At 46.8% G+C, this 25,140-nt stretch carries 21 protein-coding genes and 1 riboswitch; of the genes, 11 read left to right on the top strand and 10 right to left on the bottom strand.

Translation table 11 applies throughout. The features are described from left to right. Positions 1 to 42 precede the first annotated feature (42 nt). Positions 43 to 1,293 carry a polysaccharide deacetylase family protein gene (locus tag ACYQ2E_RS04790; protein WP_460016932.1) on the bottom strand — a complete coding sequence of 417 codons (1,251 nt, stop codon included), beginning with the start codon at positions 1,291 to 1,293 and terminating at the stop codon, positions 43 to 45. A gap of 237 nt (positions 1,294 to 1,530) precedes the next feature. Here ACYQ2E_RS04790 and gap point away from each other — a divergent pair, with 237 nt between their 5' ends. The 3 genes from gap (at position 1,531) to ACYQ2E_RS04775 (ending at position 4,275) form a co-directional block, all read left to right on the top strand. Continuing rightward, positions 1,531 to 2,544, top strand: a complete 1,014-nt coding sequence (gene gap / locus ACYQ2E_RS04785; RefSeq protein WP_460016931.1) for a type I glyceraldehyde-3-phosphate dehydrogenase — start codon at positions 1,531 to 1,533, stop codon at positions 2,542 to 2,544. Positions 2,545 to 2,785: 241 nt separating this feature from the next. Next, the gene (locus tag ACYQ2E_RS04780) at positions 2,786 to 3,934 is read left to right on the top strand and encodes an MFS transporter (protein ID WP_460016930.1); all 1,149 of its coding nucleotides are present in this window, start codon (positions 2,786 to 2,788) and stop codon (positions 3,932 to 3,934) included. A gap of 86 nt (positions 3,935 to 4,020) precedes the next feature. Next, positions 4,021 to 4,275: an NINE protein gene (locus ACYQ2E_RS04775; protein ID WP_460016929.1), complete on the top strand. Its 255-nt coding sequence runs from the start codon at positions 4,021 to 4,023 to the stop codon at positions 4,273 to 4,275. Positions 4,276 to 4,332: 57 nt separating this feature from the next. Here ACYQ2E_RS04775 and ACYQ2E_RS04770 read toward each other — a convergent pair whose 3' ends face one another. From ACYQ2E_RS04770 to lysA, 8 genes are read right to left on the bottom strand one after another with little or no spacing between them, the layout of a single operon-like run. Further along, complete coding sequence (locus tag ACYQ2E_RS04770) at positions 4,333 to 5,499, bottom strand: N-acetyldiaminopimelate deacetylase (RefSeq protein ID WP_460016928.1); 1,167 nt, start codon at positions 5,497 to 5,499, stop codon at positions 4,333 to 4,335. Between the two features lie 3 nt (positions 5,500 to 5,502). Further along, positions 5,503 to 6,825 (bottom strand): aspartate kinase, encoded by a 1,323-nt coding sequence (locus ACYQ2E_RS04765; RefSeq protein ID WP_460016927.1) that lies wholly within the window; start codon positions 6,823 to 6,825, stop codon positions 5,503 to 5,505. Then, positions 6,819 to 7,817 carry an aspartate-semialdehyde dehydrogenase gene (locus ACYQ2E_RS04760; RefSeq protein ID WP_460016926.1) on the bottom strand — a complete coding sequence of 333 codons (999 nt, stop codon included), beginning with the start codon at positions 7,815 to 7,817 and terminating at the stop codon, positions 6,819 to 6,821. Before ACYQ2E_RS04760 ends, ACYQ2E_RS04765 begins: the two co-directional genes overlap by 7 nt. A 41-nt stretch (positions 7,818 to 7,858) precedes the next feature. Further along, positions 7,859 to 8,560: a 2,3,4,5-tetrahydropyridine-2,6-dicarboxylate N-acetyltransferase gene (gene dapD / locus ACYQ2E_RS04755; RefSeq protein WP_460016925.1), complete on the bottom strand. Its 702-nt coding sequence runs from the start codon at positions 8,558 to 8,560 to the stop codon at positions 7,859 to 7,861. Positions 8,561 to 8,571: 11 nt separating this feature from the next. Then, positions 8,572 to 9,291: a 4-hydroxy-tetrahydrodipicolinate reductase gene (dapB, locus tag ACYQ2E_RS04750; protein WP_460016924.1), complete on the bottom strand. Its 720-nt coding sequence runs from the start codon at positions 9,289 to 9,291 to the stop codon at positions 8,572 to 8,574. A gap of 19 nt (positions 9,292 to 9,310) precedes the next feature. Further along, positions 9,311 to 10,201, bottom strand: a complete 891-nt coding sequence (gene dapA / locus ACYQ2E_RS04745) for a 4-hydroxy-tetrahydrodipicolinate synthase (RefSeq protein WP_460016923.1) — start codon at positions 10,199 to 10,201, stop codon at positions 9,311 to 9,313. Continuing rightward, entirely contained in the window at positions 10,194 to 11,009 is an 816-nt protein-coding gene (gene dapF, locus ACYQ2E_RS04740; RefSeq protein WP_460017003.1) for a diaminopimelate epimerase, read from the bottom strand. Before dapF ends, dapA begins: the two co-directional genes overlap by 8 nt. An 8-nt stretch (positions 11,010 to 11,017) precedes the next feature. After that, positions 11,018 to 12,283 (bottom strand): diaminopimelate decarboxylase, encoded by a 1,266-nt coding sequence (gene lysA, locus ACYQ2E_RS04735; RefSeq protein ID WP_460016922.1) that lies wholly within the window; start codon positions 12,281 to 12,283, stop codon positions 11,018 to 11,020. Between the two features lie 97 nt (positions 12,284 to 12,380). Then, a riboswitch (Lysine riboswitch) is annotated at positions 12,381 to 12,548 on the bottom strand. Between the two features lie 114 nt (positions 12,549 to 12,662). On the opposite strand from lysA, the gene ACYQ2E_RS04730 reads away from it, so the two are divergent. The 7 genes from ACYQ2E_RS04730 to ACYQ2E_RS04700 all read left to right on the top strand — a co-directional run bounded on the left by ACYQ2E_RS04730 (position 12,663) and on the right by ACYQ2E_RS04700 (position 22,925). Continuing rightward, positions 12,663 to 13,850 carry a pyridoxal phosphate-dependent aminotransferase gene (locus ACYQ2E_RS04730; RefSeq protein ID WP_460016921.1) on the top strand — a complete coding sequence of 396 codons (1,188 nt, stop codon included), beginning with the start codon at positions 12,663 to 12,665 and terminating at the stop codon, positions 13,848 to 13,850. A gap of 35 nt (positions 13,851 to 13,885) precedes the next feature. Then, complete coding sequence (recG, locus tag ACYQ2E_RS04725) at positions 13,886 to 15,922, top strand: ATP-dependent DNA helicase RecG (protein ID WP_460016920.1); 2,037 nt, start codon at positions 13,886 to 13,888, stop codon at positions 15,920 to 15,922. Positions 15,923 to 16,111: 189 nt separating this feature from the next. Beyond that, positions 16,112 to 17,347 carry an arginine deiminase gene (gene arcA / locus ACYQ2E_RS04720; protein WP_460016919.1) on the top strand — a complete coding sequence of 412 codons (1,236 nt, stop codon included), beginning with the start codon at positions 16,112 to 16,114 and terminating at the stop codon, positions 17,345 to 17,347. A 142-nt stretch (positions 17,348 to 17,489) separates the two neighbouring features. Then, positions 17,490 to 18,539, top strand: coding sequence for an ornithine carbamoyltransferase (gene argF / locus ACYQ2E_RS04715; protein ID WP_460016918.1), 1,050 nt, complete (start codon positions 17,490 to 17,492; stop codon positions 18,537 to 18,539). Positions 18,540 to 18,878: 339 nt separating this feature from the next. Further along, positions 18,879 to 20,480 carry a basic amino acid/polyamine antiporter gene (locus ACYQ2E_RS04710; protein WP_460016917.1) on the top strand — a complete coding sequence of 534 codons (1,602 nt, stop codon included), beginning with the start codon at positions 18,879 to 18,881 and terminating at the stop codon, positions 20,478 to 20,480. Between the two features lie 290 nt (positions 20,481 to 20,770). Beyond that, positions 20,771 to 21,715: a carbamate kinase gene (gene arcC / locus ACYQ2E_RS04705; RefSeq protein ID WP_460016916.1), complete on the top strand. Its 945-nt coding sequence runs from the start codon at positions 20,771 to 20,773 to the stop codon at positions 21,713 to 21,715. A gap of 82 nt (positions 21,716 to 21,797) precedes the next feature. Next, positions 21,798 to 22,925, top strand: coding sequence for an aminotransferase (locus ACYQ2E_RS04700; protein WP_460016915.1), 1,128 nt, complete (start codon positions 21,798 to 21,800; stop codon positions 22,923 to 22,925). A gap of 67 nt (positions 22,926 to 22,992) precedes the next feature. On the opposite strand, the gene ACYQ2E_RS04695 is transcribed toward ACYQ2E_RS04700, so the two are convergent. Beyond that, positions 22,993 to 23,931: an Rgg/GadR/MutR family transcriptional regulator gene (locus ACYQ2E_RS04695; RefSeq protein ID WP_460016914.1), complete on the bottom strand. Its 939-nt coding sequence runs from the start codon at positions 23,929 to 23,931 to the stop codon at positions 22,993 to 22,995. Positions 23,932 to 24,596: 665 nt separating this feature from the next. On the opposite strand from ACYQ2E_RS04695, the gene ACYQ2E_RS04690 reads away from it, so the two are divergent. Further along, complete coding sequence (locus tag ACYQ2E_RS04690; RefSeq protein WP_460016913.1) at positions 24,597 to 24,905, top strand: hypothetical protein; 309 nt, start codon at positions 24,597 to 24,599, stop codon at positions 24,903 to 24,905. Positions 24,906 to 25,140 lie beyond the last annotated feature (235 nt).

Below are 25,140 nucleotides of genomic sequence, written 5' to 3'. Positions count from 1 at the left end.
CTACAGAAAAAAGAGAACTTCAGAAATTCTCTTTTTTGGATTTCAGTAATAAACCTGATGCGGCATAATCGCCCCATACTTCACCTGCACCAGCTCACTGGCCGTCACAAAAGTATAGCCCTGCGCCTTCAGCTGCTTGATAATCTCAGGCACTGCGTCGACCGACCAGGCATGGATGTCGTGCATCAGAATCACGCCCTTATCATGGGCCGCTTTAACAGCCGCCTTGACCACCGGCTCACTCGTTGAATCGCGCCAGTCTTCCGTGTCAATGTCCCATTCAAAAGCGGCGCGGTTGATTTCGGACAGAACGGCATCATTTGTACTGCCGTAGGGCGGGCGATAGAGCGGATTGTCCTGCCCGCTCACCTGCTTAATCAGGGCGGAGGTGTCCTCAACCTGCGACTGCACATCTTCCTTGGACAGTTTCGTCAGGTCCGGATGGCTCCAGCTGTGAGAGATGATTTCGTGGCCTTCTGCGGCGACACGTTTGGTGATGTCCTGGTGCAGCTGGATATTCTGCCCTAATTCACAGAAAGTGGCTTTTACGCCATTTTGCTTGAGAATGTCCAGTAATTTTGGGGTGGTTTTGTCGCTGGGTCCGTCGTCAAATGTTAAGGCGATGATTTTCTTGCCGGCGTATTTGGCCTTGACAGCATTGGCATCGCGCGTGCGCAGCTGCGTGGTATAACTGGTCTGCAGCTGTGTGTTCTTAATTTCACTAATATCGGATGCAACGGTGGTGCTCGCTGTGTTGTTTTTTATTTCTGTCTTTACTTTTTCAATCTGTGCCAGCTGATTGTCCGCGTCCTGCACGGCTCGAGACAATTCTACGGTAAATTGGCTCTTGTCCAGATTTGTTAATTTCACAGTTTTTACCTCGTTTTGCGTCAAGTTGTCTTTAATGGCGGCGGAGACGATTTCGTCCCCGGAAATGGCTGCAGAGCTGAAGAGGGCGTTGACTTCGCTTAATTTGCTGTATTTTGCTGAAATCTGCTTCAGTTTGCCGGAGAGGCGCTTGTAACTTTTCTCGGTCATTTTCGTTTTGTTTTCGCTCAAATCGGTTGAGAGACGAGAGATTTTCTTCTCGCTCAAATCCTTGGCTAAATAAACATCTTTATAGGTCAATGCTGTGATTCTGCGCTCAAATTCCGTGAAAGTCCGCTGCTTATTCTGACGGTCTATGGTTAGATAAATCAGAAATGTAATCACGACGAGGAGGGAAAAAGCAGCCAGTGAGATAATCACGGCCGTTTTCTTGCTGCGCTTTCTGTTTTTTGGAATCGTCTGCATGGACATAATTGTAGCATAAGCTCAGTGGGCATTCAACATAAATGCGCTTTTTTTCGCAAAGGCCGTTTTGCCGAAAATGAATCGAAGCGTTTTCTTCTGGAAATTTTTCTGAAATGCAGAAAGAAAAGCGTTTACAGCGTACTAATTTAAGATAAAGTTCAAGAAAAGTGTTATAATAAAATAGTAAGTTAAAAGTTTAACTTAGTTAAAAATAACCTTATAGGAGGCAACTACACAATGGTAGTTAAAGTTGGTATTAACGGTTTCGGACGTATCGGTCGTTTGGCATTCCGCCGCATCCAGGATGTTGAGGGTGTTGAGGTTGTGCATGTCAATGATTTGACAGATCCAGCAATGCTCGCTCATCTGCTCAAGTACGATTCTACTCAGGGCAAATTTGACGGCACGATTGAAGTGAAAGACGGCGGTTTTGATGTAAACGGCGCTTTCCTCAAAGTGACGCAGGAAAAAGATCCAGCAGCGATTGACTGGGCAGCTTCAGGCGTTGATATCGTTTTGGAAGCAACTGGTTTCTTTGCAACTAAAGAAAAAGCAGAGCTTCACCTGCACGCTAACGGCGGTGCTAAGAAGGTCGTTATCACAGCTCCTGGCGGAAACGATGTTAAGACTATCGTCTTCAACACTAACCACAACACATTGACAGGCGAAGAGACTGTTATCTCTGCCGGTTCATGTACAACTAACTGTCTTGCACCAATGGCTGACGTTCTGAACAAGGAATACGGCATCAAAGTTGGTACAATGACAACTGTTCACTCATACACTGGCGACCAGATGCTTCTTGACGGCCCTCACCGTAAAGGCGACTTCCGTCGTGCACGTGCTGCAGCCATCAACATTGTTCCTAACTCAACTGGTGCTGCTAAGGCGATTGGCCTGGTTATCCCAGAAATCAACGGCAAACTTCAGGGACATGCACAGCGTGTACCTTCTCCAACAGGCTCATTGACTGAATTGGTTACTGTTCTTGACAAGAAAGTTACTGTTGACGAAATCAATGCTGCAATGAAAGCTGCTGAGAACGAGTCATACGGCTACAATGCAGACCAGATTGTTTCTACAGATATCGTTGGTGAGAGCCACGGCTCAATCTTTGACCCAACTCAAACTGAAGTTACAACTGTAGGCGATACTCAACTTGTTAAGACAGTTGCTTGGTATGACAACGAAATGTCATACACTTCACAGCTTGTTCGTACACTTGAGTACTTTGCAAAGCTTGCTAAATAAGTCTTTCTGGGGGAGTTCTCCGACTCCTTTGGCCCCTTCGGGGGCTTTTTTTATTTCTGTTCGACAGGAGATTATGGACAAAAACGAGAATTTGACCAATTATGAAATATAAGAATCATTTTTATTTGCAAGTTCAAAAATGAAAGTTTAAAATAAAAACATGTGTTCAGAAAAAGTGGTCGCCAAACGACCCAATAAACAGAAAATGAATATCACCTTTGTTTTTGCCTCTTTGTCTTACATGGTATTATTCGCTGCCTCTGTCAGCATGGTACCACTCTACAACATTTACGTAAAAAGCATTCAACTTCAGACCGCTGAAATGACATTGGCAACGGTCTTTTATTTTGGCGGCTGTGCGCTTGCGCTGCTGTTTCTGCCGGGGCTGGCAAATCATCTGGGACGCAAGCCCATGGGCTATATTGCTCTGCTGCTAGGTATCATCGCAATGATTGGGATGATTAACGCAAATAGCCATTGGATGATTATCTTCGCGCGTCTCGTCTTAGGCATTGCCTGCGGCATCTCAGCAAACGTGCTGTCCGTGCTCATCATTGAAAGCGGCATTTACCAGAAAAAAGCCGTTGTCAACGTAATCGCGGGCTCAATGATGTACATCGGCATTGGCCTAGGTGCCCTCCTGTCAGGTGCGCTGGAGCAAATCAGCCAAAGCCTGGCATTCGACAGCTACTGGATTCTTATCATTTTGTTGCTTATATGCCTGGTTGGTCTCCTCTTCGGCGCAGAAACCCTTGCAGCGCGCTCCTATAAGGGTATGCTCAAATCCATGCGCCCGCGCGTGGCAATCCCGCATGAAGCGCGCGCAATTATCCTCCCTTCCTTCTTCATCCTATTTACAATCTGGGCAATGGGCGGCTACTTCCAGTCCTACAGCTCCCTGCTCGAACTGCACATCTTCAAACAAAGCGGCTCGCTCGTCTCCGCGCTCATCCTAGTCGCATATATGCTCTGTAACTCCATCGGCATCACCATGGGCGAACGCTTCGTCAGCCGCATCAAAGGCAAAAAAGCCGGCGTCGTCCTCTACGTCCTATTCGTCGGCCTACTCGCCCTCTCGCTCCCCCTAAACTCCATCCTCCTCTGCATCGTCGGCGTCCTCGGCTCCGGCATCGGCATGGGCATCGCTTACTCCAACACCCTGCAAAGCCTGTTATCCTTGGCAAAGCCCGCAGAGCGGGCGGGCCTGCTCTCATTTTTCTTCCTGGCCGCCTATGGCGGAGCAGCCCTCGTCACCTTTGTCTCCGGCCAGCTAAGCCATTTCCTGAGCTTCAATGCAATCACACTGATGTTCTTTGTCTGGCTAGCCATATTTGGAATTATTGCCCTAATCTTGAATTCAGAAGACAAAAAAGAAGGATTTGAATCCTGAAAATACAAAACTAAAACTACCAGAAATTATAATTCATGTGTTACAATAATCAATGGAATGTCCCAAAAAAATAATTGAGGTAAAAAATGAATCAAAAAATAGTAACCATGAATAAACACATACACGTCTGGATTTTCACCTTCTTATTAGGTGCGCTCGGCGTTGACCGTTTTATCCGCGGACAAATTGGACTCGGTATTCTAAAACTTGTTCTCGGCAGCTGGGGAACTTTCGGAATCTGGGCGCTGGTCGACTGGATTATCGGGCTGGTCAAGGCATACGGCGGGGCTTATTCGGACACGGAAGACTTTACATTCATTGATGGGAAATATTCTAGGTAAGATGTGGAATTTTCTTGATTTAGCTCTGTGTGGTGTGCGACTCCGTAAAAAAGACCATCAAAGATGGCTTTTTTCAATTCTTCTGGATTTGAGCCATTGACTTAAGAGCTCAACAGCAGGTGCGATTACCGCTTCATCGGGTGACATTTGTCCGTGATGCAGCGGATAATCTGAGTTGACGCCCAGCCAGACCATGACGCCTGGTGTTTTGTCTAAAAGATAGGCGAAGTCTTCACCTGTCATCAGTGGGGAAATTTCCTCAAAGCGGATAAGCGGAGACGATTTCAGAAAGTCCATCATCTGGTTCGCCAGTACTAAGTCATTAATAAGCGGCAGGTAACCGCCTTGTTTAAACTGAATTTCGGCTTGACAGTCAAAGGAAGCAGCAATGCCGTGCGCAATTTCAGAGAGCCTTTTTCGGGTCAGTTGACTGCTTTCTTTTGTCAGTGTGCGGATGGTTCCGCTGAGCTTGGCTTCTTTTGCAATCACGTTGACAGCTTCGCCGGCTTGAAGTGTTCCGAATGTGATGACGGCTGCTTCAAGCGGATTGATATTGCGTGAAATGATGCTTTGAACCTGAGTGATGAAGTGGCTGGCTGCAATAATCATGTCGTTGGAATCTTGCGGGAAGGCCGCATGCCCGCCTTTTCCGGTAAAGGTTACATAAACTTCACAGGCGCCTGCAAACAGGGTGTGATTATTTGTCGCTATGGTTCCTGCAGCTAAGTCGGGATTGACATGAAGCGCATAAAACTCATCAGGTAAGTCTTCGCCGAAGATTCCCGCATCAAAGAGCAGTTTTGCTCCGGAGAGGTTTTCTTCGGCCGGCTGAAAAAGAAAGAGCAAGTCATTTTCGGCAGGAGTTTGGTCTTCAATGGCTTTTTTAAGAAGTCCCAGTGCAATTGTCATGTGCAGGTCGTGGCCGCAGGCATGCATTTTTCCAGGATGCTGCGAGCTGAAAGGAAGCCCTGTCGCTTCTGTTACGGGGAGCGCATCCATGTCTGTTCTCCAGCCGATGATTTTTTGCGAGGAAGTACCTTCACCTTTGACTTTGACCAGGATGGCTGTTTTCCAAGTCCTGATGTCAATATTCTGGACATTCTGTGTCATTTCTTTGATTTTTTCAAGCAGGTAGGCTTGTGTCTTGAATTCTTCCATTCCGATTTCCGGGATTTGGTGCAGTTCGCGCCGGATTTTGATAAGTTCTTCGTCTGTGAAGGGCATCTGCTAATCCTCCGAAAGTTCGTTAAGCTCTTTGTAAAGGGCAATCAGTGATTTTTGGTAATCCTGATTGCTTACGCCGATGATGACGCTGATTCCGCGCGGGCTTTGGGCAATAAGTTCAATGGTAACATTTTCTTTTGCCAGGGCGCTGAAAATTTTGCTGGTGATTTTTGCTGAGCGGACGATTTCTTCACCGACAACGCTCAGCAAGGACAAATCTTCTTTGACGCTAATGTCGTCAGCGTTCAATTCGTTTTTCAGTCGCTCCAGGAGTTCCAGCAGGACATTTTCGACCGCTGCCTTTTCTAAAACAATCCCGACTTGATGGATGCCTGTGGGAATATGCTCAATATTCAGCTGATAATCTTCGAAAATTTTTAAAGTCCGCTGCAGAAATCCGACTTCTGTGGCCATCTGGTCTTTGACAATGGTAATGGACAGATAGTCTTTTTTCCCGGAAATGCCGGCAATCTGCACGTCATTGGACGCATGCTTTTCAATAATGGGTGTCCCTTTGTCGTCAGGCGCATTGGTGTTTTTGATATACAAAGGAATTTTGAGCATACGAATCGGATAAATGGTGTTCTCATGCAGCACGCTTGCCCCCATGTATGACAATTCGCTCAATTCTTCATAGGTCAGCTCTTTAATGGCTCTGGGCTGCTCAACGATACGCGGGTCCGCCATCAGCACGCCTGAAACGTCTGTCCAGTTTTCGTATTTGTCGGCGTTGAGGCAGTTGGCAAGAATTGCACCTGTAATATCAGAGCCGCCGCGGCTTAGAAGCTTAATCCGGCCATTCTCATAGGCGCCGTAAAATCCTGGAATCACGTATTTTTCGCTGCCGGAGAACTTTTCTTCGAGCAGGTTTCGGCTCTGCTCAAGGTCAATCTCGCCGTTAGCAGAAAAAGCGATGATTTCAGAGGCATCAAGAAAAGTATAGCCGAGGTATTCTGCCATGAGCTGCGCGGTCAAAAACTCGCCGCGGCTGACCAGATAATCCTCTGTGCAGTTGTCTGTGTCCAGCTGATTTTTCAAAAGCGTGAGGCAGCTTGTCAAATCAAAGTGAAGATGAAGCTCTTCTTTCACAGCAATGAAGCGTGCAGCAAAATTGTCCCAGAGTGCCTGGTAGGAAACACCGTGTTTGACGTGGGCAGCAATCAGATAGAGCAAATCGGTCACTTTATCGTCTTCCTGATTTTTGCGGCCGATAGCTGAAACCACCACAATCTTTTTGTCCGGGTCTGCCTGGACAATTTTCTTGACTTTGAGGAATTGACTTTCTGTGGACAAGGATGAACCGCCGAATTTTGCAATGGTCAGCATATTTTTGCTTCCTCCTGGATGATTTTCTCGGCGATTTGAACTGCATTTAAAGCTGCGCCTTTTCGGATGTTATCGGCTGTGCAGTAGAAAAGGAGGCTGCGTTCCCGGCTTAAGTCTTTTCTGAGGCGCCCGACATAGACATCGTCGCGCCCATTGGCGATGACAGAGGTCGGATACTGGTGCTTAGACGGATGGTCGATGACTGTGACGCCTTTTTGCTCGGACAGAATTTCACGTACTTTGTCCAGTGTAAAGTCTTGATTGAGGGTCGCTTGAATGCTTACAGCATGTGCGTTGAGCACAGGAACCCGGACACAGGTGGCACTGACAGGAAGCTCCGTCTTGTGAAGAATTTTCCGGGTTTCATGTACCATTTTCATTTCTTCTTTGCTGTAGCCGTTGTCAAGAAAGGTGTCAATCTCGGGAATGGCCGTTTCTGAGATATTGTAGGGATAAAAAGCAGGTACTTCTCCAGCGCGGGTCCTCAGCAGCTCGTCACGTCCTTTTTGTCCGCTGCCGCTGACGGCCTGAAAGGTGGTGTAGTTGACTTGATTAATACCGAATGCTTTATCAAGCGCGTAAAGCGGCAGGACGGACTGGATGGTTGAGCAGTTCGGATTGGCGATGATTTTGTTCATGTGCAAATCCTGCGGATTAATCTCCGGCACGACGAGCCCGATTTCCGGATTTTCCCGCCAGGCGCTGGAATTATCCACTACATAAAGTCCTTTGTTGCGGGCAATCGGCGCATATTGCTCAGAGACTGTGCCGCCAGCACTGAAGAGGGCAATGTCGTAACCGTCAAAAGAGTTTTCGCTCAGTGCTTCAACGACGAATTCCTGCTGGTTAAATTTGCGCTTTTTTCCGGCACTGCGTGGTGAGGCCAGCAATTTCAGCTCAGAAACAGGAAATTTTCTTTCTTCGAGAATGCTGAGAAATGTTTGACCGACGAGTCCGGTTGCACCAACGATGCATAATTTATACTTTTTCATTTTCATTGTCCCCATTTTCAGTTATTTTCATGGATTGTTTGTTATAAACGGCGTAGAGACTCTTCCAAGGCAGTTTTTTGCTCCGTCTGTGAATCAATTTTTTTGATAATACGCGCTGGAACGCCTGCTACAACGACCTTTTCGGGAACATCTTCGATGACGATTGCTCCAGCAGCGACAACGGCGCCATTCCCCACAGAAACGCCCTCGATGATTACTGCATTTGCCCCGACAAGTACCTGGTCGCCTACTTTTACCGGCTTGGCAGAAGCGGGCTCAATCACGCCGGCAAGGACTGCGCCGGCTCCGATGTGTGAATTTTTCCCGACAACGGCTCGCCCGCCAAGGACGGCGCCCATGTCAATCATTGTCCCCTCGCCGATTTCAGCCCCTATATTGATGATGGCTCCCATCATGATGACGGCATTGTCGCCGATTTGCACCTGGTCACGAATGATGGCGCCTGGTTCAATTCGCGCGTTGATGTCGCGTATGTCAAGCAGGGGCAAGGCTGAGTTTCTGGCGTCTATTTCAACGATGTAATCCTGATTTTCTGTCAAATTGGACAATAGGGGCTTGATTGTCTTCCAGTCGCCAAGCAAAATGTTGCCTAATTGGAGGACATCTTTCGGCAAATTGTCCTTTAAAGCTGCTTTGAGTGTGACCTTGACCTTTGTTTTCTTGTCTGCGTTTGCAATATATTGAATGATTTCTTGTGAATTTAGCTTTTTTTCTGTTTTCACACTACTTTCTCCTAACTTTTAAATAGGACATTTTCCAATGTATAAAGTCCATTTTCCTGATTTTTTAACCAGTTTGCCGCTTTTATGGCGCCGCGGACGAAAATCATTTTTGAGAGGGCTTCGTGCTTGATGGAGAGAATTTCGTCCTGACCAGCAAAGATGACTTCATGTTCGCCGACAATGTTTCCTGCCCGTAGTGAATGAATGCCGATTTCGTTTTTGCTTCGGGGCTGGATGCCTGAGCGGCCGTAAATCAGCTTGTAATCGGGATTTTCCAGACTTTCGTTGATACTTGCGGCCAGCATTTTTGCAGTTCCGGACGGAGCGTCTATTTTTTTATTATGGTGCTTTTCGATGATTTCAATGTCGAAGTCTTCTGCGAGCGTTTTTGCCATTTCTTTGACGAGCTGGTTCATCAGTGTGATGCCGAGGCTCAGGTTGCTGCTGTATAGTACTGGGATTTGCTGGGAAAGCTGGTGAATGATTATTTCTTCTTCGCTGTTAAATCCTGTGGTCGCGATAACAATTGGTGCCGGGCACTTTTTGAGATATTCGGCGATATTTTCCAGATTGTCCGGATGTGAAAAATCAATGAGGATGTCGAATTTTTCTTCCGGAAGCTGCTTGGCATTGGAAAATGCGAGCACTTGGCTGCTCTTTTGCAGTTCGGATTTCAGAAGTTTTCCCATTGCTCCGGTGCCGATTTGCAGAATTTTCATTTTTGTTTCCATATTTCTTTCATACTTTCTTTTAAAAGAAGGCGGCCAGTTCGCGGATGATTTTTTCCTGCACAGCTGGGGAAGCTTCGTCAAGCGGAAGCCGCAGCGGCCCGACATTGTGGCCGAGCTGATTCATGGCAAATTTAACCGGAATCGGATTTGTCTCGAGAAATAAACTGTGAATCAGCGGGAGATATTTCTGCTGCAGGGCAAGCGCGTGTTTCGGATTGTCCGCAAAGGAAGTGACAAGCTCTTGAACTTCAGAAGGCATGATATTTGCCAGAACACTGATAACGCCTGAGGCACCCAGGCTAAGCAGGGGAACAATCATATCATCATTTCCGCTGTACATGGCAAAATCATCCGAAAGGTAAGGGCTGACGGCAACCGCGTAGCCGATATCGCCTGAAGCCTCTTTGAGAGCTGCAATATGCGGATGTACAGACAACTCGCGGACAATGTTGACGGGGAGCACAACACCTGTGCGGCTGGGAACGTTGTACATAATAATCGGCGTGTCTGTGCTGTCGGCAATTGCGGTGAAGTGCTTGTACAGCCCAGAGTCATTGCTTTTATTGTAGTAGGGGGTTATGACAAGCAGGCTGTCCGCGCCTAGCTCGGTGAATGTCTGTGCCAGCAGGCAGGCTTTTCGCGTGTCATTGCTTCCTGCGCCGACGTTCACGTGAATACGCCCATTTGCCAGTTGGATGACTTTTTTGACAATTTGTTTCTGTTCGTCAAAATCAATTGTTGGGCTTTCCCCTGTTGTTCCTAAAATTGAAATGGCAGCTGTCTGATGCTCAATGTGAAATTCGACCAGCTCAGCCAGTTTTTCAAAATTGATGCTGCCGTCGTTGTGAAAGGGAGTGACCAGTGCGGCGATGGAGCCTTTAATGGGCATTTTAACAGATGTTTTAGTCATTAACGATAACCTCGCTTTCAAATTCAAATTCCGAAGAACCTGTCATGAAAATTTCATTCTCTCTGTTTTCAATCAGGAGTTCTCCCCGATCAAGATGGACATGCAGCGTGTTATCGGCGAGCTGCAGTTTTTGAGCAATCACAGCGCTGGCGCAGCATCCCGTACCGCAGGCCAGTGTCCAGCCGACTCCGCGCTCAAAAGTTCGAACAGACAGATTCTCGCGGTCAATGAGCTGGACAAAATTAACATTGGTTTTCTCAAGAAATAAAGGATAGTTGCAGATTTGTTCTCCGAGCCCAGAATTCAGCATGTCGGCGGCATTGTCAACGAAGACCACTGTGTGGATAGTTCCCATAAAAAGTGTATAAATATCAACAGTCAGGCCTGCGATGTCAAGCCGGTGATGCCCGCTGTCCTTGACAGCCATCTTCGTTGAGCCGTCGGCGATACGGGCTGTTCCCATGTCAACGCGGACGAGACAAGGCGCCTCGTGTAAAATCTCAACTTTCATAACTCCGGCCAGTGTTTTCACGGGAAATTTGACCGTCTGAGCGGAGATTATCCCCAAATCGCGCACATATTGGGCAAAACAGCGAATGCCGTTGCCGCACATCGGCGCTCTGGAGCCGTCACGGTTGTAAAAAATCATCTCGAGCGACTCTTCGCTCAATGTCTCTTTGACTGCAATCAAACCGTCCGTATCAAATCGATTGCAAAGCTGCTGAGCGAGTTGACTGTAGTCAAGCGCTTCATAAAAGGGTAAAATCACAAAATCATTGCCGCAGCCATTATATTTTCGAATATTTATCTTCACGTTCAATAAACCTCATTTTCCAGCAGCTGTTCAAGAGTTTGCCGCTTGACCACTTCCGTGATTTTGCCGTCTTTCAGGAAAACAACCCCAGGAATCACGTTCCGGTTGTAGTTGCTGGCCATCGAGTAGCCGTAGGCCCCAGTCCCATAGACCACCAGAATGTCACCCCTTTCAGGCTTGGGCAATTCCGCATTTTCAATCAGAATATCAGCCGACTCGCAGTATTTACCAGCAATACTGAAACGCTCCGTTTTTCTCTCGCCGAGACGCAGTGCCAGGTCGCAGTCATACTTTGCCTGATAAAGACTAGGACGGATATTATCGCCCATCCCGCCGTCCACGAAGAGATAGTTTTTATTCGGCGTGACCTTCTGGTAGCCGATTTTGTAGAGGGTCAAGCCTGCCTCGGCCACGAGACTTCGTCCAGGCTCAATCATCAGCGCTTTCAAACGGACATTTTTCTCAGCCATGCATTTCTCCACATGATGAATCAGCTGCCGCAGCACTTGGTCAATCGGCAAAGGCTTATCCTCCTGTGTATAACGAACCCCAAAACCGCCGCCGATATTTAAAGCCAAAGGCTCATCCTGTTCGCTCTGTTCGCTCAAATCATGCAGAAAATCTGTTAATTTCTCAATAGCAGCAAACCAGGCCGTCAGCTCAAAAATCTGAGAACCGATATGAGAGTGGAGGCCCTCCAAAACAAGGAAGGGATGTGTTTCAATCATCTTCAGACAGTCTTTCAGCTCCTGACTCTCAATGCCCATGCCGAATTTTGAATCCACATGGCTTGTGATGACATACTGGTGCGTATGGGCTTCAATCCCGACATTCAGACGCAGCAGGATTTGAAGCGGACGTTTTACTAAACTTGCAAGCTCGGAGACAACTTCCAGCTCCATCTTATTGTCAACGACAATATGGCTGATTTTGACATTCAGTATGGCAAAAAGCAGCTCCTCAGGCGACTTATTATTCCCGTGAAAATAAATATTTTCAAGCGGCATGCGAGACTTGGAAGCCGCATAAAGCTCGCCCTGGCTGACGACATCCAGCCCCAGACCAGCATCTGCTATGAGATTCAGCAAAGCCACGGCCTGAAAAGCTTTTGAGGCATATAAAATCTTTGTCGCAAATTTTTCAGACTGAAAATTCTCTCTAAAGACTTGAAGATTTTCTTCAATGACTTCCTGATTGTAGACGTAGAGCGGCGTCGGATATCTTTTCAGTAAGTCGCTGACTTTGACATTCGCAATTTCCAGTTCCATTAATCAACCTTTCGAATAACGTTTGACAATGAACAAAACAGCGCTCATTGCAGGAATAAGCGCTGTTGATGATTTATCGGCGGAACACAATGAGCCCCCGATAATTAGCGCCAGACAAGAGTCCGAGTAACATAGGTTTTTCCTATGTTCCCACGATAATAAGATGCCTCTTTTTTATCGTTCGGCAATGGTTACCTTTCAGACCTGCTCAGCGGATGCCTCCTAACAAGTCATACTCATTTGCATTGCTACCTCTAATTGTAGTTAATTATTAGTTATCTAAATTTTACTTATTTTACTACAATTTTTTTACTTTGTAAACTAAAATATGTTAAAATGAAGATAAAAATTTATTATTAATGAATAAGAAGAAAAAATCATGGATTTATCACATAAATTTAACCGGCAGCTCTCAAAAATTACCGTCTCGCTGATTCGGCAGTTTGAGCAAAAAATCTCACAAATTCCTGATATCCTCAAGCTCACCCTGGGAGAGCCGGATTTTGCCACTCCAGAGCACATCAAACAGGCGGCAATCGCCGCGATTAATGCAAATCAGAGTCATTATACAGGACTGCGCGGTTTACCGCAATTGCGCCAGGCAGCTAGCCGGATGTTGGCAGAAAAATATAAGCTGCATTACTCTCCAGAAACAGAAATCCTGACAACCGTTGGTGTGAGTGAAGGAATTGCTGCTTGCCTGCTGTCTGTGTTAAATCCGGGGGACAAAGTACTTATTCCGGCGCCGGCTTATCCTGGATATGCACCGGTCGTCAATATTGCCGGAGGCGAGGTCGTTGAGATTGACACGAGTTCTGAACAGTTTGTCCTGAATCCTGAAAAACTGTCGGCTGTACTGAGTGAGTCTGAAAATGTCAAGGCGCTGATTCTTAACTCGCCAGGCAACCCGACAGGGATTGTTTATACGCGGGAACAGCTCCAGGCACTTGCTGAAATACTCAAAAACCGGGACATTTTTGTCCTCTCTGACGAAGTTTATTCTGAGATAAATTATACAAATCAGCCGCATACGTCCATTGCTGAATTTTTGCCCGAGCAGACCTTTGTATTGAACGGCTTGTCCAAATCACATGCGATGACCGGCTGGCGCTTGGGCTTCGTTTTTGCCCGGAAAAATCTGATTGACCAAGTCGAAAAAACGCATCAGTACTTGGTTACATCGGCCTCAACTCAATCTCAATGGGCAGGAGTAGAAGCACTTGTCAATGGGGAAAATGACATTCAAGCGATGCTTGTACAATATCGCAAACGCCGTGATTATCTGCTCGAAAAAATGACCGGCTTCGGTTTTGAAATCATTGGGCCCTCTGGCGCTTTTTACCTTTTCGCCAAAATTCCTGAAGCCTATAACCAGAATTCCTTTGAATTTCTTTATGACTTCGCCATGAAAAAGCGGGTTGCCTTTATTCCCGGAGACGCCTTCGGTCAGTACGGTAAAGGATATGTGCGGATTTCTTATGCCGCTTCAATGGAGGTGATTGAGACTGCGATGACGCGTCTAGGCGAGTATTTGCAGGAGATGCGGAAATCTGAGCGGATTGTTTAAAACCCATAAGCCAACTTTCTGCTATAATTAAAATAATGCAACTGACAGATTCGATACAATACATGAAAGGCGTCGGCCCCAAGTCCTTCGAGAATTACCGGAAATTGGGGATTTCAACCGTGCAGGATTTACTGCTTTATTTTCCATTTCGCTACGAAGACGTGGCAGGCCGGCAGGTAATGGATTTGCTGGACAGTGAAAAAGCAACCGTTGTGGCTGAAATCGTGACGCCGGCTAATTTAGGATATTTCGGTGCGCATCGCTCACGCTTGACTTTTAAGGCCAAGCAAGGCGATGTGATTTTCGGCGTCTCATTTTTCAATCAGCCCTATTTGAAAGACAAAGTCGAAGTCGGCCAGACCGTGGCACTGTATGGCAAATGGGAAGCTAAAAGACAGCAGCTGCTCGGCATGAAAATTCTTTCAACGGTCGAGGGCGAAAATGGCGAAGCGACAACAGATGCGGACTTTCAGCCGATTTATCATGTCATGCAGGGCATCAAGCAGACAAGCCTGGTGAAGCTGATTCAGACAGCGTTTGACAGCGGCGCACTGGCTCTGCTGCCGGAAAATCTGCCCGAAGAATTAATTGAAAAATACCGGCTCATGCCGAGACAGCAAGCAGTCAGAGCTATGCACTTCCCGCTCGATTTGCAGGAGCACAAGCAGGCACTGCGCCGAATCAAGTTCGAAGAGCTCTTCATGTTCCAGCTGCGCCTCCAAGCGCTCAAACATCAGGAAAAATCAGGACGAGAGGGTTTACTGGTTCAGTTTGATGCCGAGAAAGTAGCGGCGAAGCAAGCAGAGCTGCCATTTGAACTCACTCAGGCCCAGCAAAGCGCTTTGCATGAAATTCTAGCAGACATGACAGCTCCGACGCACATGAATCGGCTGCTTCAGGGGGACGTCGGCTCAGGGAAAACAGTCGTCGCAGAGCTGGCAATGTATGCGGCGCAGACAGCCGGCTTCCAGTCAGCCCTAATGGTGCCGACAGAAATTCTGGCGCGCCAGCATTTCAACAATCTCGTGGGAATGTTCCCTGAGCTGCATGTTTCACTGCTCGTCAGCGGTTTAAAAGCCGCCGAGCGGCGTGAAATTCTGGAAGACCTTGCGAGCGGCTTTACCGATATGGTAGTGGGCACGCATGCGCTGATTCAGGATACCGTCGACTTTTACAAATTAGGGCTCGTCATTACAGATGAGCAGCACCGCTTCGGCGTTAATCAGCGTAAGGTGCTGCGTGAAAAAGGACAGAACCCTGATGTCCTCATGATGACTGCCACGCCGATTCCGCGGACGCTTGCCATCACAGCCTTCGGCGACATGGACGTGTCAATCATCAATGAGCTCCCAGCCGGCCGTAAGCCGATTACAACGCGCTGGGTCAAGCACCAGCAGTTTAATGAGGTTCTCAAATGGGTGAGGTCGGAGATTCTTCAGAAGAAATCGCAAGTCTACGTGATTTCACCGCTCATTGAAGAGTCTGAGGCACTTGACCTGAAAAACGCCGTGGCACTTTATGAAGAGCTTTCAGACTATTTCAAATCGGACGCGCGCATTGGTCTTCTGCATGGTCAAATGAAAAACGATGAAAAAGAAGAGCGTATGGCCATGTTCAAAGCCGGAAAGCTTGATTTGCTGGTCTCAACCACAGTGATTGAAGTCGGCGTGGACGTGCCGAATGCCACAATTATGATTATCATGGATGCAGACCGCTTCGGCCTGTCCCAGCTTCATCAGCTGCGCGGGCGTGTCGGGCGCGGCGAGAAGAAATCTTACTGTATTCTAGTGGCCAATCCCAAGTCTGAATCAGGCCGGCAGCGCATGCAGATTATGGTTGACACGACAGACGGCTTCAAGCTGGCTGAAGAAGACTTGAAAATGCGCGGCTCCGGTGAAATCTTCGGCGTACGGCAGTCCGGTATTCCGGAGTTTGCCGTGGCGGATATTGTCAACGATTATAACATTCTCGAAGTGGCGCGTCAGGAGGCTGTGAGAATTTTTTCCGATGAGGATGGACGATATGAGACTTACTTGGAGAAATTTGATTTTGCCGATAGTGAATTTGACTGAATCAAGATGTAACGTTTCAGCGAGATTTAGCAGTATTTTTGCTAGTCTCGCTGATTTTAATTTTACATTTTTGCCCAGAATGACAAAAATTTAATAATTTCTCTTGACAAAGCGTTTTCAATGTGATACATTATAAATGTAATCGTTTCCAAATATTAAAAATGTTCATAGAGAGAAAGGACGAACAAAATGGAAAAAGCAATTAATGTCAATTCTGAGATTGGAAAATTGAAAACAGTTCTTCTTCACCGGCCAGGTGCAGAAGTTGAAAACATCACGCCTGATTCAATGGAGCGTTTACTCTTTGATGACATCCCGTTCTTGAAAATTGCGCAGAAAGAGCATGATTTCTTTGCCCAAGTGCTGCGCGACACGGGGACGGAAGTGCTTTACATTGAGCAGCTCGCAGCTGAGGCGCTTGATACTTCTACACTGGTGCGTGCCGGCTTCACGCGACGATACCTGGAAGAGCACGGTTTCCAGCACGGCAAGACTTTCGAGGCGCTGACAGAGTATTTGAATTCTTTCACAACAAAGGACTTTGTGGACAAAATCTATGCAGGTGTGCGTAAAAGTGAAGTTGATATTCCGCATGAAACCTTGTCAGACATGGCCGGAAGTGATGCAGAGTCTCTCTTCTACATGGACCCGCTGCCGAATGCCTATTTCACGCGTGACCCGCAGGCTTCAATGGGTGTGGGGATGACGGTCAACCGCATGACATTTGCGGCACGTCAGCCGGAGTCGCTTCTGACAGAATATGTGCTCAATCATCATCCGCGTTATGCGGACAAGGTGCCGGTCTGGCGCAGCCGTAATCACACGACGCGCATTGAGGGCGGCGACGAGCTGATTCTCAGCAAGAATGTCGTGGCCATTGGGGTTTCACAGCGTACCTCCAGCAAGTCCATTCAGCAGCTGGCGAAAGAATTGTTCAAGAATCCTCTGTCGACCTTTGACACAGTGTTGGCAGTTGAAATTCCGCATAATCATGCAATGATGCATTTGGACACGGTGTTTACAATGATTAACCATGACCAGTTCACAGTCTTCCCAGGAATTTTCCACGGCGACGGCTCAATTAATACCTTCATTTTGAAACCCGGCAAGGACGGTGAAATCGTGATTGAGCATTTGACGGACCTTGAGAAAGCCCTGAAGAAAGTGCTGAATCTGACCGAGCTTGACCTCATTGAATGCGGCGGCGGCGATGCTATTGCAGCACCTCGTGAGCAATGGAATGACGGCTCAAACACACTGGCCATCGCGCCTGGCGAAATCGTGACTTATGACCGGAACTATGTGACCGTTGATTTGCTCAAAAAACACGGCATTAAAGTGCATGAAATTCTCTCATCCGAGCTGGCTCGAGGCCGCGGCGGCGCACGCTGCATGTCACAGCCGCTCTGGCGTGAAGATTTGTAAGATTTAGCAAGTGATAGTAATTCGTTGCATATTATTGCAAATCTGGTATAATTAAAAAACAAAAAAACAAAAAAACAAAAAAACAAAAAAACAAAAAAACAAAAAAACAAAAAAATAAACAAAGGATACTCAGACAACAATTATGGAAACAGCAAAAGTTAATTCAGTATTTCAAGGCCGCAGCTTCTTAGCGGAAAAAGACTTCACACCCGCAGAAATCAACTACCTGGTAGATTTCGGCATTCATCTTAAAGCGTTGAAGAAAAATCACATTCCGCATAAATACCTTGAGGGCCGCAACATTGCCCTGCTCTTTGCAAAGACTTCAACGCGTACGCGCGCGGCTTTCACGACTGCTTCAATTGACCTGGGCGCACATCCTGAATATCTCGGTAAAGACGATATTCAGCTGGGCATCAAAGAATCAACAGAAGACACTGCAAAAGTTCTCGGCTCAATGTTTGACGCGATTGAGCGCCGCGGCTTTTCACAGCAGGAAGTCGAAGACCTGGCGAAATTCTCCGGCGTGCCGGTGTGGAATGGCCTGACAGATGAATGGCATCCGACTCAGATGATTGCTGACTTCATGACGGTCAAAGAGAATTTCGGGCATCTGAAAGGTCTCACACTGGTTTACGTTGGCGACGGTCGTAACAATATGGCCAATAGCCTGATTGTGACTGGATCTATGCTTGGTGTAAATGTACATATCGTCGCACCGGATTCTCTCCACCCGACAAAAGAAGTGATGGACATTGCCGAAGGCTTCGCAGCGAAATCAGGCGCAAAACCGCTGGCAACAAGCAACATTGAAGAGGGCGTAAAAGGCGCCAACATCATCTATTCTGATGTTTGGGTTTCAATGGGCGAGAGCAACTGGGAAGAGCGCGTGAAGCTGCTCACGCCTTACCGCGTCACGATGGACATGCTGAAAATGACCGGCAATACTGAAAATGGTCAACTTATATTTATGCACTGTCTGCCTGCCTTTCATGACACAAATACAGAGTACGGCCAGGAAATCTTTGAGAAATACGGCCTGACGGAGATGGAAGTGACCGACGAAGTTTTCCGCTCAAAATATGCGCGTCAATTTGAAGAGGCGGAGAACCGCATGCACTCTATCAAAGCCATCATGGCGGCGACACTAGGTAATCTCTTTATCCCGTCAGTCCCTCAAGACTGGGATTAAACAAGATGTGAAGCACGCCCGCTTTGAAGCGTAGAAAATTACCCCTAAAGGGGAAAGCGACCTCTAAACCGCTAAAGCGGTAAGAGTCTGCTTAGGAAATCGCGGTTCTGCCGCCAGGCAGGTTCCGATTTATCTAATCTTCTAGCTTCTGGCGTGATGCGACTCGACTAGGCGCTTCAGCGCCGTAGCGAGAGTCGACAACAGCGTCCGTAGGACGCAGACAATTTCAGAAGCTTTAGCTTCTAGAAATTGCCAGAGCTTTAGCTCTGTGTGAACTCAGTTAATAAGATGTGAAGAGGCTGTCAAACCCGGCAGCCTTTCCATTCAAAGGAAAAAAATATGGAAGAAAACAAAAAAGGTATTGGACTCGGTGCCCTGATTGCGCTAATCGTCTCAGGCGCCATCGGCGGCGGCGTATTCAACCTCGCCAACGACCTGGCAGGCGGCGCAACACCTGGCGCAGTCATGGTTTCATGGGTAATTGTCGGCATCGGCATTCTGCTTTTAGTTCTGTCTTTCAATCACTTGATTGTCAACAAGCCGGAACTATCAGGCGTGTCCGATTATGCGCGCGCAGGCTTCGGCGACCTGGTCGGCTTCATCTCCGGCTGGGGCTACTGGCTCTCGGGCTGGTTCGGCAACATTGCCTTCGCCGTGCTCCTGATGACCTCGGTGGACTTCTTTTTCCCGGGAACATTTGCCAACAAAAACGGCTCCTTGACATTTTTGTCCATCATCGTCGTTTCGCTCGTCATGTGGGGCCTGACGCTGCTAGTCTCCCGCGGCATTGAAAGTGCCGCCGTCATCAACGCCATCGTCCTGATTGCCAAGCTGATTCCCCTCCTGATTTTCGTGATTGCAGCGGTCATCTCCTTCAAAGCAGGCATCTTTACCGAGCATTTCTGGGAAAATGTTACCGCGAATGCAGACATGACGAAATTTAGTTTCTCTGCCATGACGAGTTCAGGCTTCCTGGACCAGTTCTCAAGCTCGCTGATGGTCATGATATGGGTCTTTGTAGGTATTGAGGGCGCTGCAATGATGGGAGACCGCGCCAAGAAAAAATCCGACGCCGGGAAAGCGACAATCCTTGGGTTAATTAGTTTACTCGTCATCTACGTCTTGCTGTCCATCCTGCCTTACGGCTTTATGAACCAGGAAACGCTGGCGAATGTTGCCACACCTGGTCTCATTAACATACTGAACGCCATGGTCGGCGGCTGGGGCGGCTCGCTCATGGCCATCGGACTCATCATTTCCCTGCTCGGTGCCTGGCTGTCCTGGACCATGCTGCCGATAGAGTCCACCTCGCAGCTGGCAGAGCAGAAACTCCTGCCGAAATGGTTCGGCAAACTGAACAAGAACAACTCACCATCCAACGCCCTGTTACTGACGGCTGTCCTGATGCAGGTCTTCATCATTATGACCTACTTCGCAGCCAATGCCTACAATGTTTTCGTCTATCTGTGCACGGCTGTTATCATGATTTGCTACGCACTAGTCGGCTTTTATCTGATGAAAACCGGCATTCAAGAGCACAAAACAGCAAATATCGTGATTGGCTTGCTGGCAGGCGCTTTCCAAATTTACGCGCTTTGGTTGTCAGGCTGGATTTTTACCTGGGCAGCAACGATTATCTACGTCATCGGTTTTGCTTTCTTCATGATTGCCAAAACTGAGAACGGCAAACGTGTCAGCACTGGAAATATTACGGCGTCCTCTGTCATTATTGTGCTGGCAGTACTGGCTGACATTGATTTACTGATGGGCTGGGGCGGTGACTTTGACATCCGCAGCGGCCTAGGCATTGACGCCTCAAGTATGGTCGTCGTGTACCTGCTGACTGCCATCCTGATTGTTGGCATCATTGCCTTCATTTACAGCGTCATCAAAAACAGAGCAATAAAAGAAGATGTGAAACACGCCCGCTATGAAGCGTAGAAATTTACCCCTAAAGGGGAAAGCGACCTCTAAACCGCTAAAGCGGTAAGAGTCTGCTTAGGAAATCGTGGTTCTTCCCGCAGGGCAGGTTCCGATTTATCTAATTTCCCCCACGGCGGTGGGGAAAGCGACTTCTATGCGCTAAAGCGCTAAGAATCTGCTTACTAGCTTCAGGCGTGTTGCCTTTTTCTCACTTGCTTTAGCAAGTAGAGAAAACGGACATTCGGAGCCGCAAAGCGGCGTAGATGAACTCAATTAAGAACAAATAAAAAGAAGAAAGGTGTTTAAAAATGGTTAGACGTATAGTTGTTGCCCTCGGCGGCAATGCAATTCTGACGGATAATCCGACTGCCAAGGCTCAGCAGAATGCGCTGGAAAAAACAGCCGAGCAGCTGATTCCGCTCATTAAAGATAATAATGTAGAAATAGTTGTCACACATGGTAACGGCCCGCAGGTCGGAAATCTGCTCCTGCAGCAGCTGGAGGCAGATTCAGCAAAGAATCCTGCAATGCCGCTGGACACTGCCGTTGCCATGACTCAGGGAGAAATCGGCTACTGGATGATGCAGGCTTTTACTAAAGCGCTGAATAAAGTCGGCATGGGACAAGTCGCTGTGCTGCCCGTTGTGACACGTGCGCTTGTAGATAAAAATGACCCGGCTTTTGAGAAGCCAACCAAGCCAATCGGTCCATTCTATGATGAAGCCGGCATGGCTGAGATGCAGAAGCAGTACCCGAATTGGACTTTCGTAGAAGACGCCGGACGCGGTTACCGCCGTGTCGTGCCGTCACCAAAACCAAGCCGCTTTGTTGAAGCAAAAGCTCTGGCAGCGATGCCTTCCATGACTGTTCTGCCGATTGTTTCAGGCGGCGGCGGCGTGCCGGTGGTGAAGAGCGCAGACGGTTATGAGGGTGTGGAAGCCGTGATTGACAAAGACTTTTCAGCTGCCAAACTGGCAGAACTGGTCGAAGCAGACGACCTTCTGATTTTGACTGCTGTTGACAATGTCTATGTCAACTTCAACAAGCCGGAGCAGAAGAAGCTCGAAATCGTGACGGTGACTGAAATGAACGACTACATCAGCGAAGACCAGTTCGCAGCAGGCTCAATGCTGCCGAAGGTTCAGGCGGCTCTGTCATTTGTGTCACGCACCGGACATCCTGCGACAATCACCTCGCTGGAGAACTTGCCTGATTTTCTGGCGAATGGCTCTGGTACACGCATCATGCCTTGATTTGTGAAAATGTCCTTGTCAATTCTGACAGGGACTTTGTTGTTTTTGTGGGAATTTTTATACAGAGAGTGAAAGGATATAAATGAATTTAGTACAATTTGGTTGTGAAGACTGGCTGAACAAATGGGAAAAATCTGCTCAGATTGACATTGCTCAGTCGACTATTTCTTCGCTGACTTTGGACGAAATCCTCAGTTTTGAACAAGATAACGGCGAAGCTTTTTTAGAAAAAATAAAGAAGGAAACCTTCTCCTACGGCTGGATTGAGGGCTCCCCGGAGTTTAAGGGCGAGGTCGCGAAACTGTACAAAAGTGTCAAAACTGACAATATTTTGTCGACGAATGGCGCGACCGGTGCAAATTTCATGGCTATTTTGGGGCTGATTGGGCCTGGCGACCATGTGATTGCGGAGTGGCCGACCTACCAGCAGCTCTATGACTGGCCGAGGACGCTCGGCGCTGAGGTGGACAACTGGCAGGTTTATGAGGAGGACGGCTGGTATCCGCGGCTGGACGAGCTGCGCGCGCTGGTCAGGCCGAACACGAAGCTGATTTGTATCAACAATGCCGCTCAGCCCACTGGTGCGATTCTGAACACGGCGTTTTTGGACGAAGTTGTGAAAATTGCCCGAGAAGTCGGCGCTTATATCTTGTCCGATGAAGTCTATCTGCCGCTGAATCCGGATGCCGATTACACACCTATTGCTGATTTGTACGAAAAGGGCATCTCGACCAACTCGATGTCTAAAACCTACTCTGTCCCTGGAATCCGCGTCGGATGGGTTGCTACGCCTGATGATGCGCTGGCTGATGAGCTGCGCAAAATTCGTGATTATACGATGATTTGTACAGGTGTCTTTGACGATGCCGTTGCCGCGCTGGTTTTGAAGCATAAAGATAAAGTCCTGGCGCGTGCGCGTGAGATTGTTTCGAACAACCTGTCCATTTTGAAGGACTGGGTGGCACATGAGCCGCTCGTGTCAATGATTTATCCGGACATGGTGTCTGTGAGTTTCGTCAAGTTTGAAGCGCTCGACCCGGCGCGTACTGAGGAGTTTGCGGTTAAACTGCTGCAGGAAAAGGGTGTGCTGATTATTCCCGGGAATCGCTTTGATATGCCTGGGCATGCGCGGATTGGTTATTGTACGGACGAAGCCACGCTGCGTGCGGGGCTTGAGCGTTTGTCGGAGTTTCTGCGGGAATTTGAGTGAGTAAATAGAAAAAGACAGATTGTACAAAAAACATTCTGTCTTTTTTAATTTCCATGATGCATTGAGTTTACTGCTGATTTTCGGACTTATGAGTTTTAGCGTTTTTAACCATCTCTTGAATCTTTGGAATCTCTTTTGAAATCGTATCTGCCAGAGAAGTGCAGCCACAAAAAAGTGCTATTTCATAACATTTTTTCATGACTTCAAGTGCAGAATCTTTCCCTTTTTGATACTCAAGATTTGCCGTAGCATATTTTAGCGTAAACTTTTCAAACATATAGTAATCATGAATTTTCAGACGGTTGAGATGATTAATAAAAGCTTCAGCTAATTTGAAATTTCCTCTTGACAGGCAGGAGTCAATAATGTTCAGCGTTGTTACAATGACTGCGTGCTCAACATTGTGAAGCTGCCCTGTGTCTTCCGTATGGGACAGCATTTGAGTGACCAAATCTCCAAAATCGTCATCATTGATGAAAACATTGACGCAATGGCCGAAAAGATGAATGTCGTATAATCCCCATTCCGAAAGATGCATAAGGTAATCCTTTAAAGAGGAGATATCACTAGATGGCATGACGTAATTCGTGTCTAATTCCTTAATGGTTGCTTCAATTCTCCATTTATCAATTTCGTATTTCTTTACATTCGGTGAACGTTTGATTTCATGCTCAATTTCAGACAATATAAACTTTAGTTTTTCGACGTTTTTGGTTAAAAGAGCCTCTGAGATGGTCGTACCATAAAGTAAAATGTCCTGTTTTAGTTTATTACGATTATAAGCGTCGTCATATTCTAAAAGTGTGACATTGATATTTTTCAGCATTTTATAGACTTTGTCAAAGCTAGGAATAGATTTGCCATTTTCAAAATTTGTGAGTGCTGTGTCGGTCATGACCTCTGCATCTGCTTCTGTTTTGGAAAAATTTTTCCATGAGCGCAAATCATGAAAAACTTGGCCAAATGTTTTATCTATTTTTTTGTCAGAATTCTCGTTTAAATCCATGTTTTCTCTCCTCTTATGCAAAGAATACTTCTAACGCGTGTTCTACCTTGAACAAGGGATAATCAATAGTATTAAGCATCAGGAGGATTTCTTGCAAAAAAGCTGAAACAAGAAAACTTTCCTACTTTGAATACACGGACGTGTAAGCCCTTGCAAAAGACGTAAAACAAACCTATAATGTTATTATACGAAAAATTAATAAGGTGTCAAGAGGAGGCTGTATGAAAAAGTACAAATCATCAATAACTGTCGCATTTGCTTTAGTGATTGTGTTGTACCTGATTGGTGGATTTTAGTTTTCTCTATAGAGAAAAGCGGGTGCTGAGAAGATTCGCCTCAGCACCCTAATCCTACAGGTATCTTTTAAGAGAATTTAAAGAGTTGACAAATTTTGTTGGCTCGTTAAATTATAAAATCTACGTAGATTAATGACGAAAGGTAAAGGCATTTATCTTTCAGAAAGAGAGGCAAAAAGTCATAACAAATGGACAATTAAATAAACCCCCTAGCAAACTTGTAATGGAAAGAGGAGGACGCGAAGATTAGGGCAGAAGTCCTGATTGTAGAGGGCGATTAAGATGCAAATCATTTTGATATTGATTTGTGAATAAAGAAAAAAAGGAAAAACAAAGATACCCAAAGCTATAGCAACGAGCGCTATAGCTTTGGGTATCTTTGGCACAGGATTCGCAGGAGCAAAGACAGTTGATGTAACAATCTTTAATCAGTTCAATCATATCCCAGGGCTCACTTCACAATGGCAATACGGCTATTGGAAAGACGGCGATTTGCCATATGAAGACCATTCAAACTTCCTTGTTGAGAATGCAGGAGTTGGTTCAATGGCACGTGTAACGAATGGTTTTGGATTGGACTCCGGTGACGTTTACAATGATTATGGCTGGGCTTATGCACACGTTAAAGATTCTGTTTTTGGTACTGAAGAATTCTATTCTTGGTACTATTACTTCTGATTGTTTGGTGTGCTGATACAAGTCCAGACTGTGTAGTAGCTCTTAACATAAAGATTACAGATTTTTTACTTATTTGATTTTAGGGTTGTATAAGCGAAAGGATTTATGGATAATTCTTGGCGTAGTTCCGAGAAAGCATATGTCAAGAATTATCTATATTTTTAAGTAATGGAAATCTGTTGAATTAAGAAAAAGTAGTCCGTATTTTAAATAGACATTTCTATTATTATGACAC

The sequence above is a fragment of the Lactovum odontotermitis genome, assembly GCF_054658595.1.
The sequence above is the reverse complement of the archived record's forward strand: the minus strand, read 5'-3'. Positions and strand labels throughout refer to the sequence as shown.

Bases quoted from the DNA above. Each gene is read 5' to 3' on its own strand.
- ACYQ2E_RS04760 (WP_460016926.1), bottom strand. From the start codon at position 7,817: ATGAAAAAGTATAAATTATGCATCGTTGGTGCAACCGGACTCGTCGGT.
- arcC (WP_460016916.1), top strand. From the start codon at position 20,771: ATGGTTAGACGTATAGTTGTTGCCCTCGGCGGCAATGCAATTCTGACG.
- ACYQ2E_RS04770 (WP_460016928.1), bottom strand. From the start codon at position 5,499: ATGCCCTTCACAGACGAAGAACTTATCAAAATCCGGCGCGAACTGCAC.
- ACYQ2E_RS04700 (WP_460016915.1), top strand. From the start codon at position 21,798: ATGAATTTAGTACAATTTGGTTGTGAAGACTGGCTGAACAAATGGGAA.
- recG (WP_460016920.1), top strand. From the start codon at position 13,886: ATGCAACTGACAGATTCGATACAATACATGAAAGGCGTCGGCCCCAAG.
- ACYQ2E_RS04775 (WP_460016929.1), top strand. From the start codon at position 4,021: ATGAATCAAAAAATAGTAACCATGAATAAACACATACACGTCTGGATT.
- dapB (WP_460016924.1), bottom strand. From the start codon at position 9,291: ATGGAAACAAAAATGAAAATTCTGCAAATCGGCACCGGAGCAATGGGA.
- dapA (WP_460016923.1), bottom strand. From the start codon at position 10,201: ATGACTAAAACATCTGTTAAAATGCCCATTAAAGGCTCCATCGCCGCA.
- arcA (WP_460016919.1), top strand. From the start codon at position 16,112: ATGGAAAAAGCAATTAATGTCAATTCTGAGATTGGAAAATTGAAAACA.
- ACYQ2E_RS04695 (WP_460016914.1), bottom strand. From the start codon at position 23,931: ATGGATTTAAACGAGAATTCTGACAAAAAAATAGATAAAACATTTGGC.
- ACYQ2E_RS04765 (WP_460016927.1), bottom strand. From the start codon at position 6,825: ATGCTGACCATTGCAAAATTCGGCGGTTCATCCTTGTCCACAGAAAGT.
- argF (WP_460016918.1), top strand. From the start codon at position 17,490: ATGGAAACAGCAAAAGTTAATTCAGTATTTCAAGGCCGCAGCTTCTTA.
- ACYQ2E_RS04790 (WP_460016932.1), bottom strand. From the start codon at position 1,293: ATGCAGACGATTCCAAAAAACAGAAAGCGCAGCAAGAAAACGGCCGTG.
- ACYQ2E_RS04780 (WP_460016930.1), top strand. From the start codon at position 2,786: ATGGTATTATTCGCTGCCTCTGTCAGCATGGTACCACTCTACAACATT.
- gap (WP_460016931.1), top strand. From the start codon at position 1,531: ATGGTAGTTAAAGTTGGTATTAACGGTTTCGGACGTATCGGTCGTTTG.
- ACYQ2E_RS04730 (WP_460016921.1), top strand. From the start codon at position 12,663: ATGGATTTATCACATAAATTTAACCGGCAGCTCTCAAAAATTACCGTC.
- ACYQ2E_RS04710 (WP_460016917.1), top strand. From the start codon at position 18,879: ATGGAAGAAAACAAAAAAGGTATTGGACTCGGTGCCCTGATTGCGCTA.
- lysA (WP_460016922.1), bottom strand. From the start codon at position 12,283: ATGGAACTGGAAATTGCGAATGTCAAAGTCAGCGACTTACTGAAAAGA.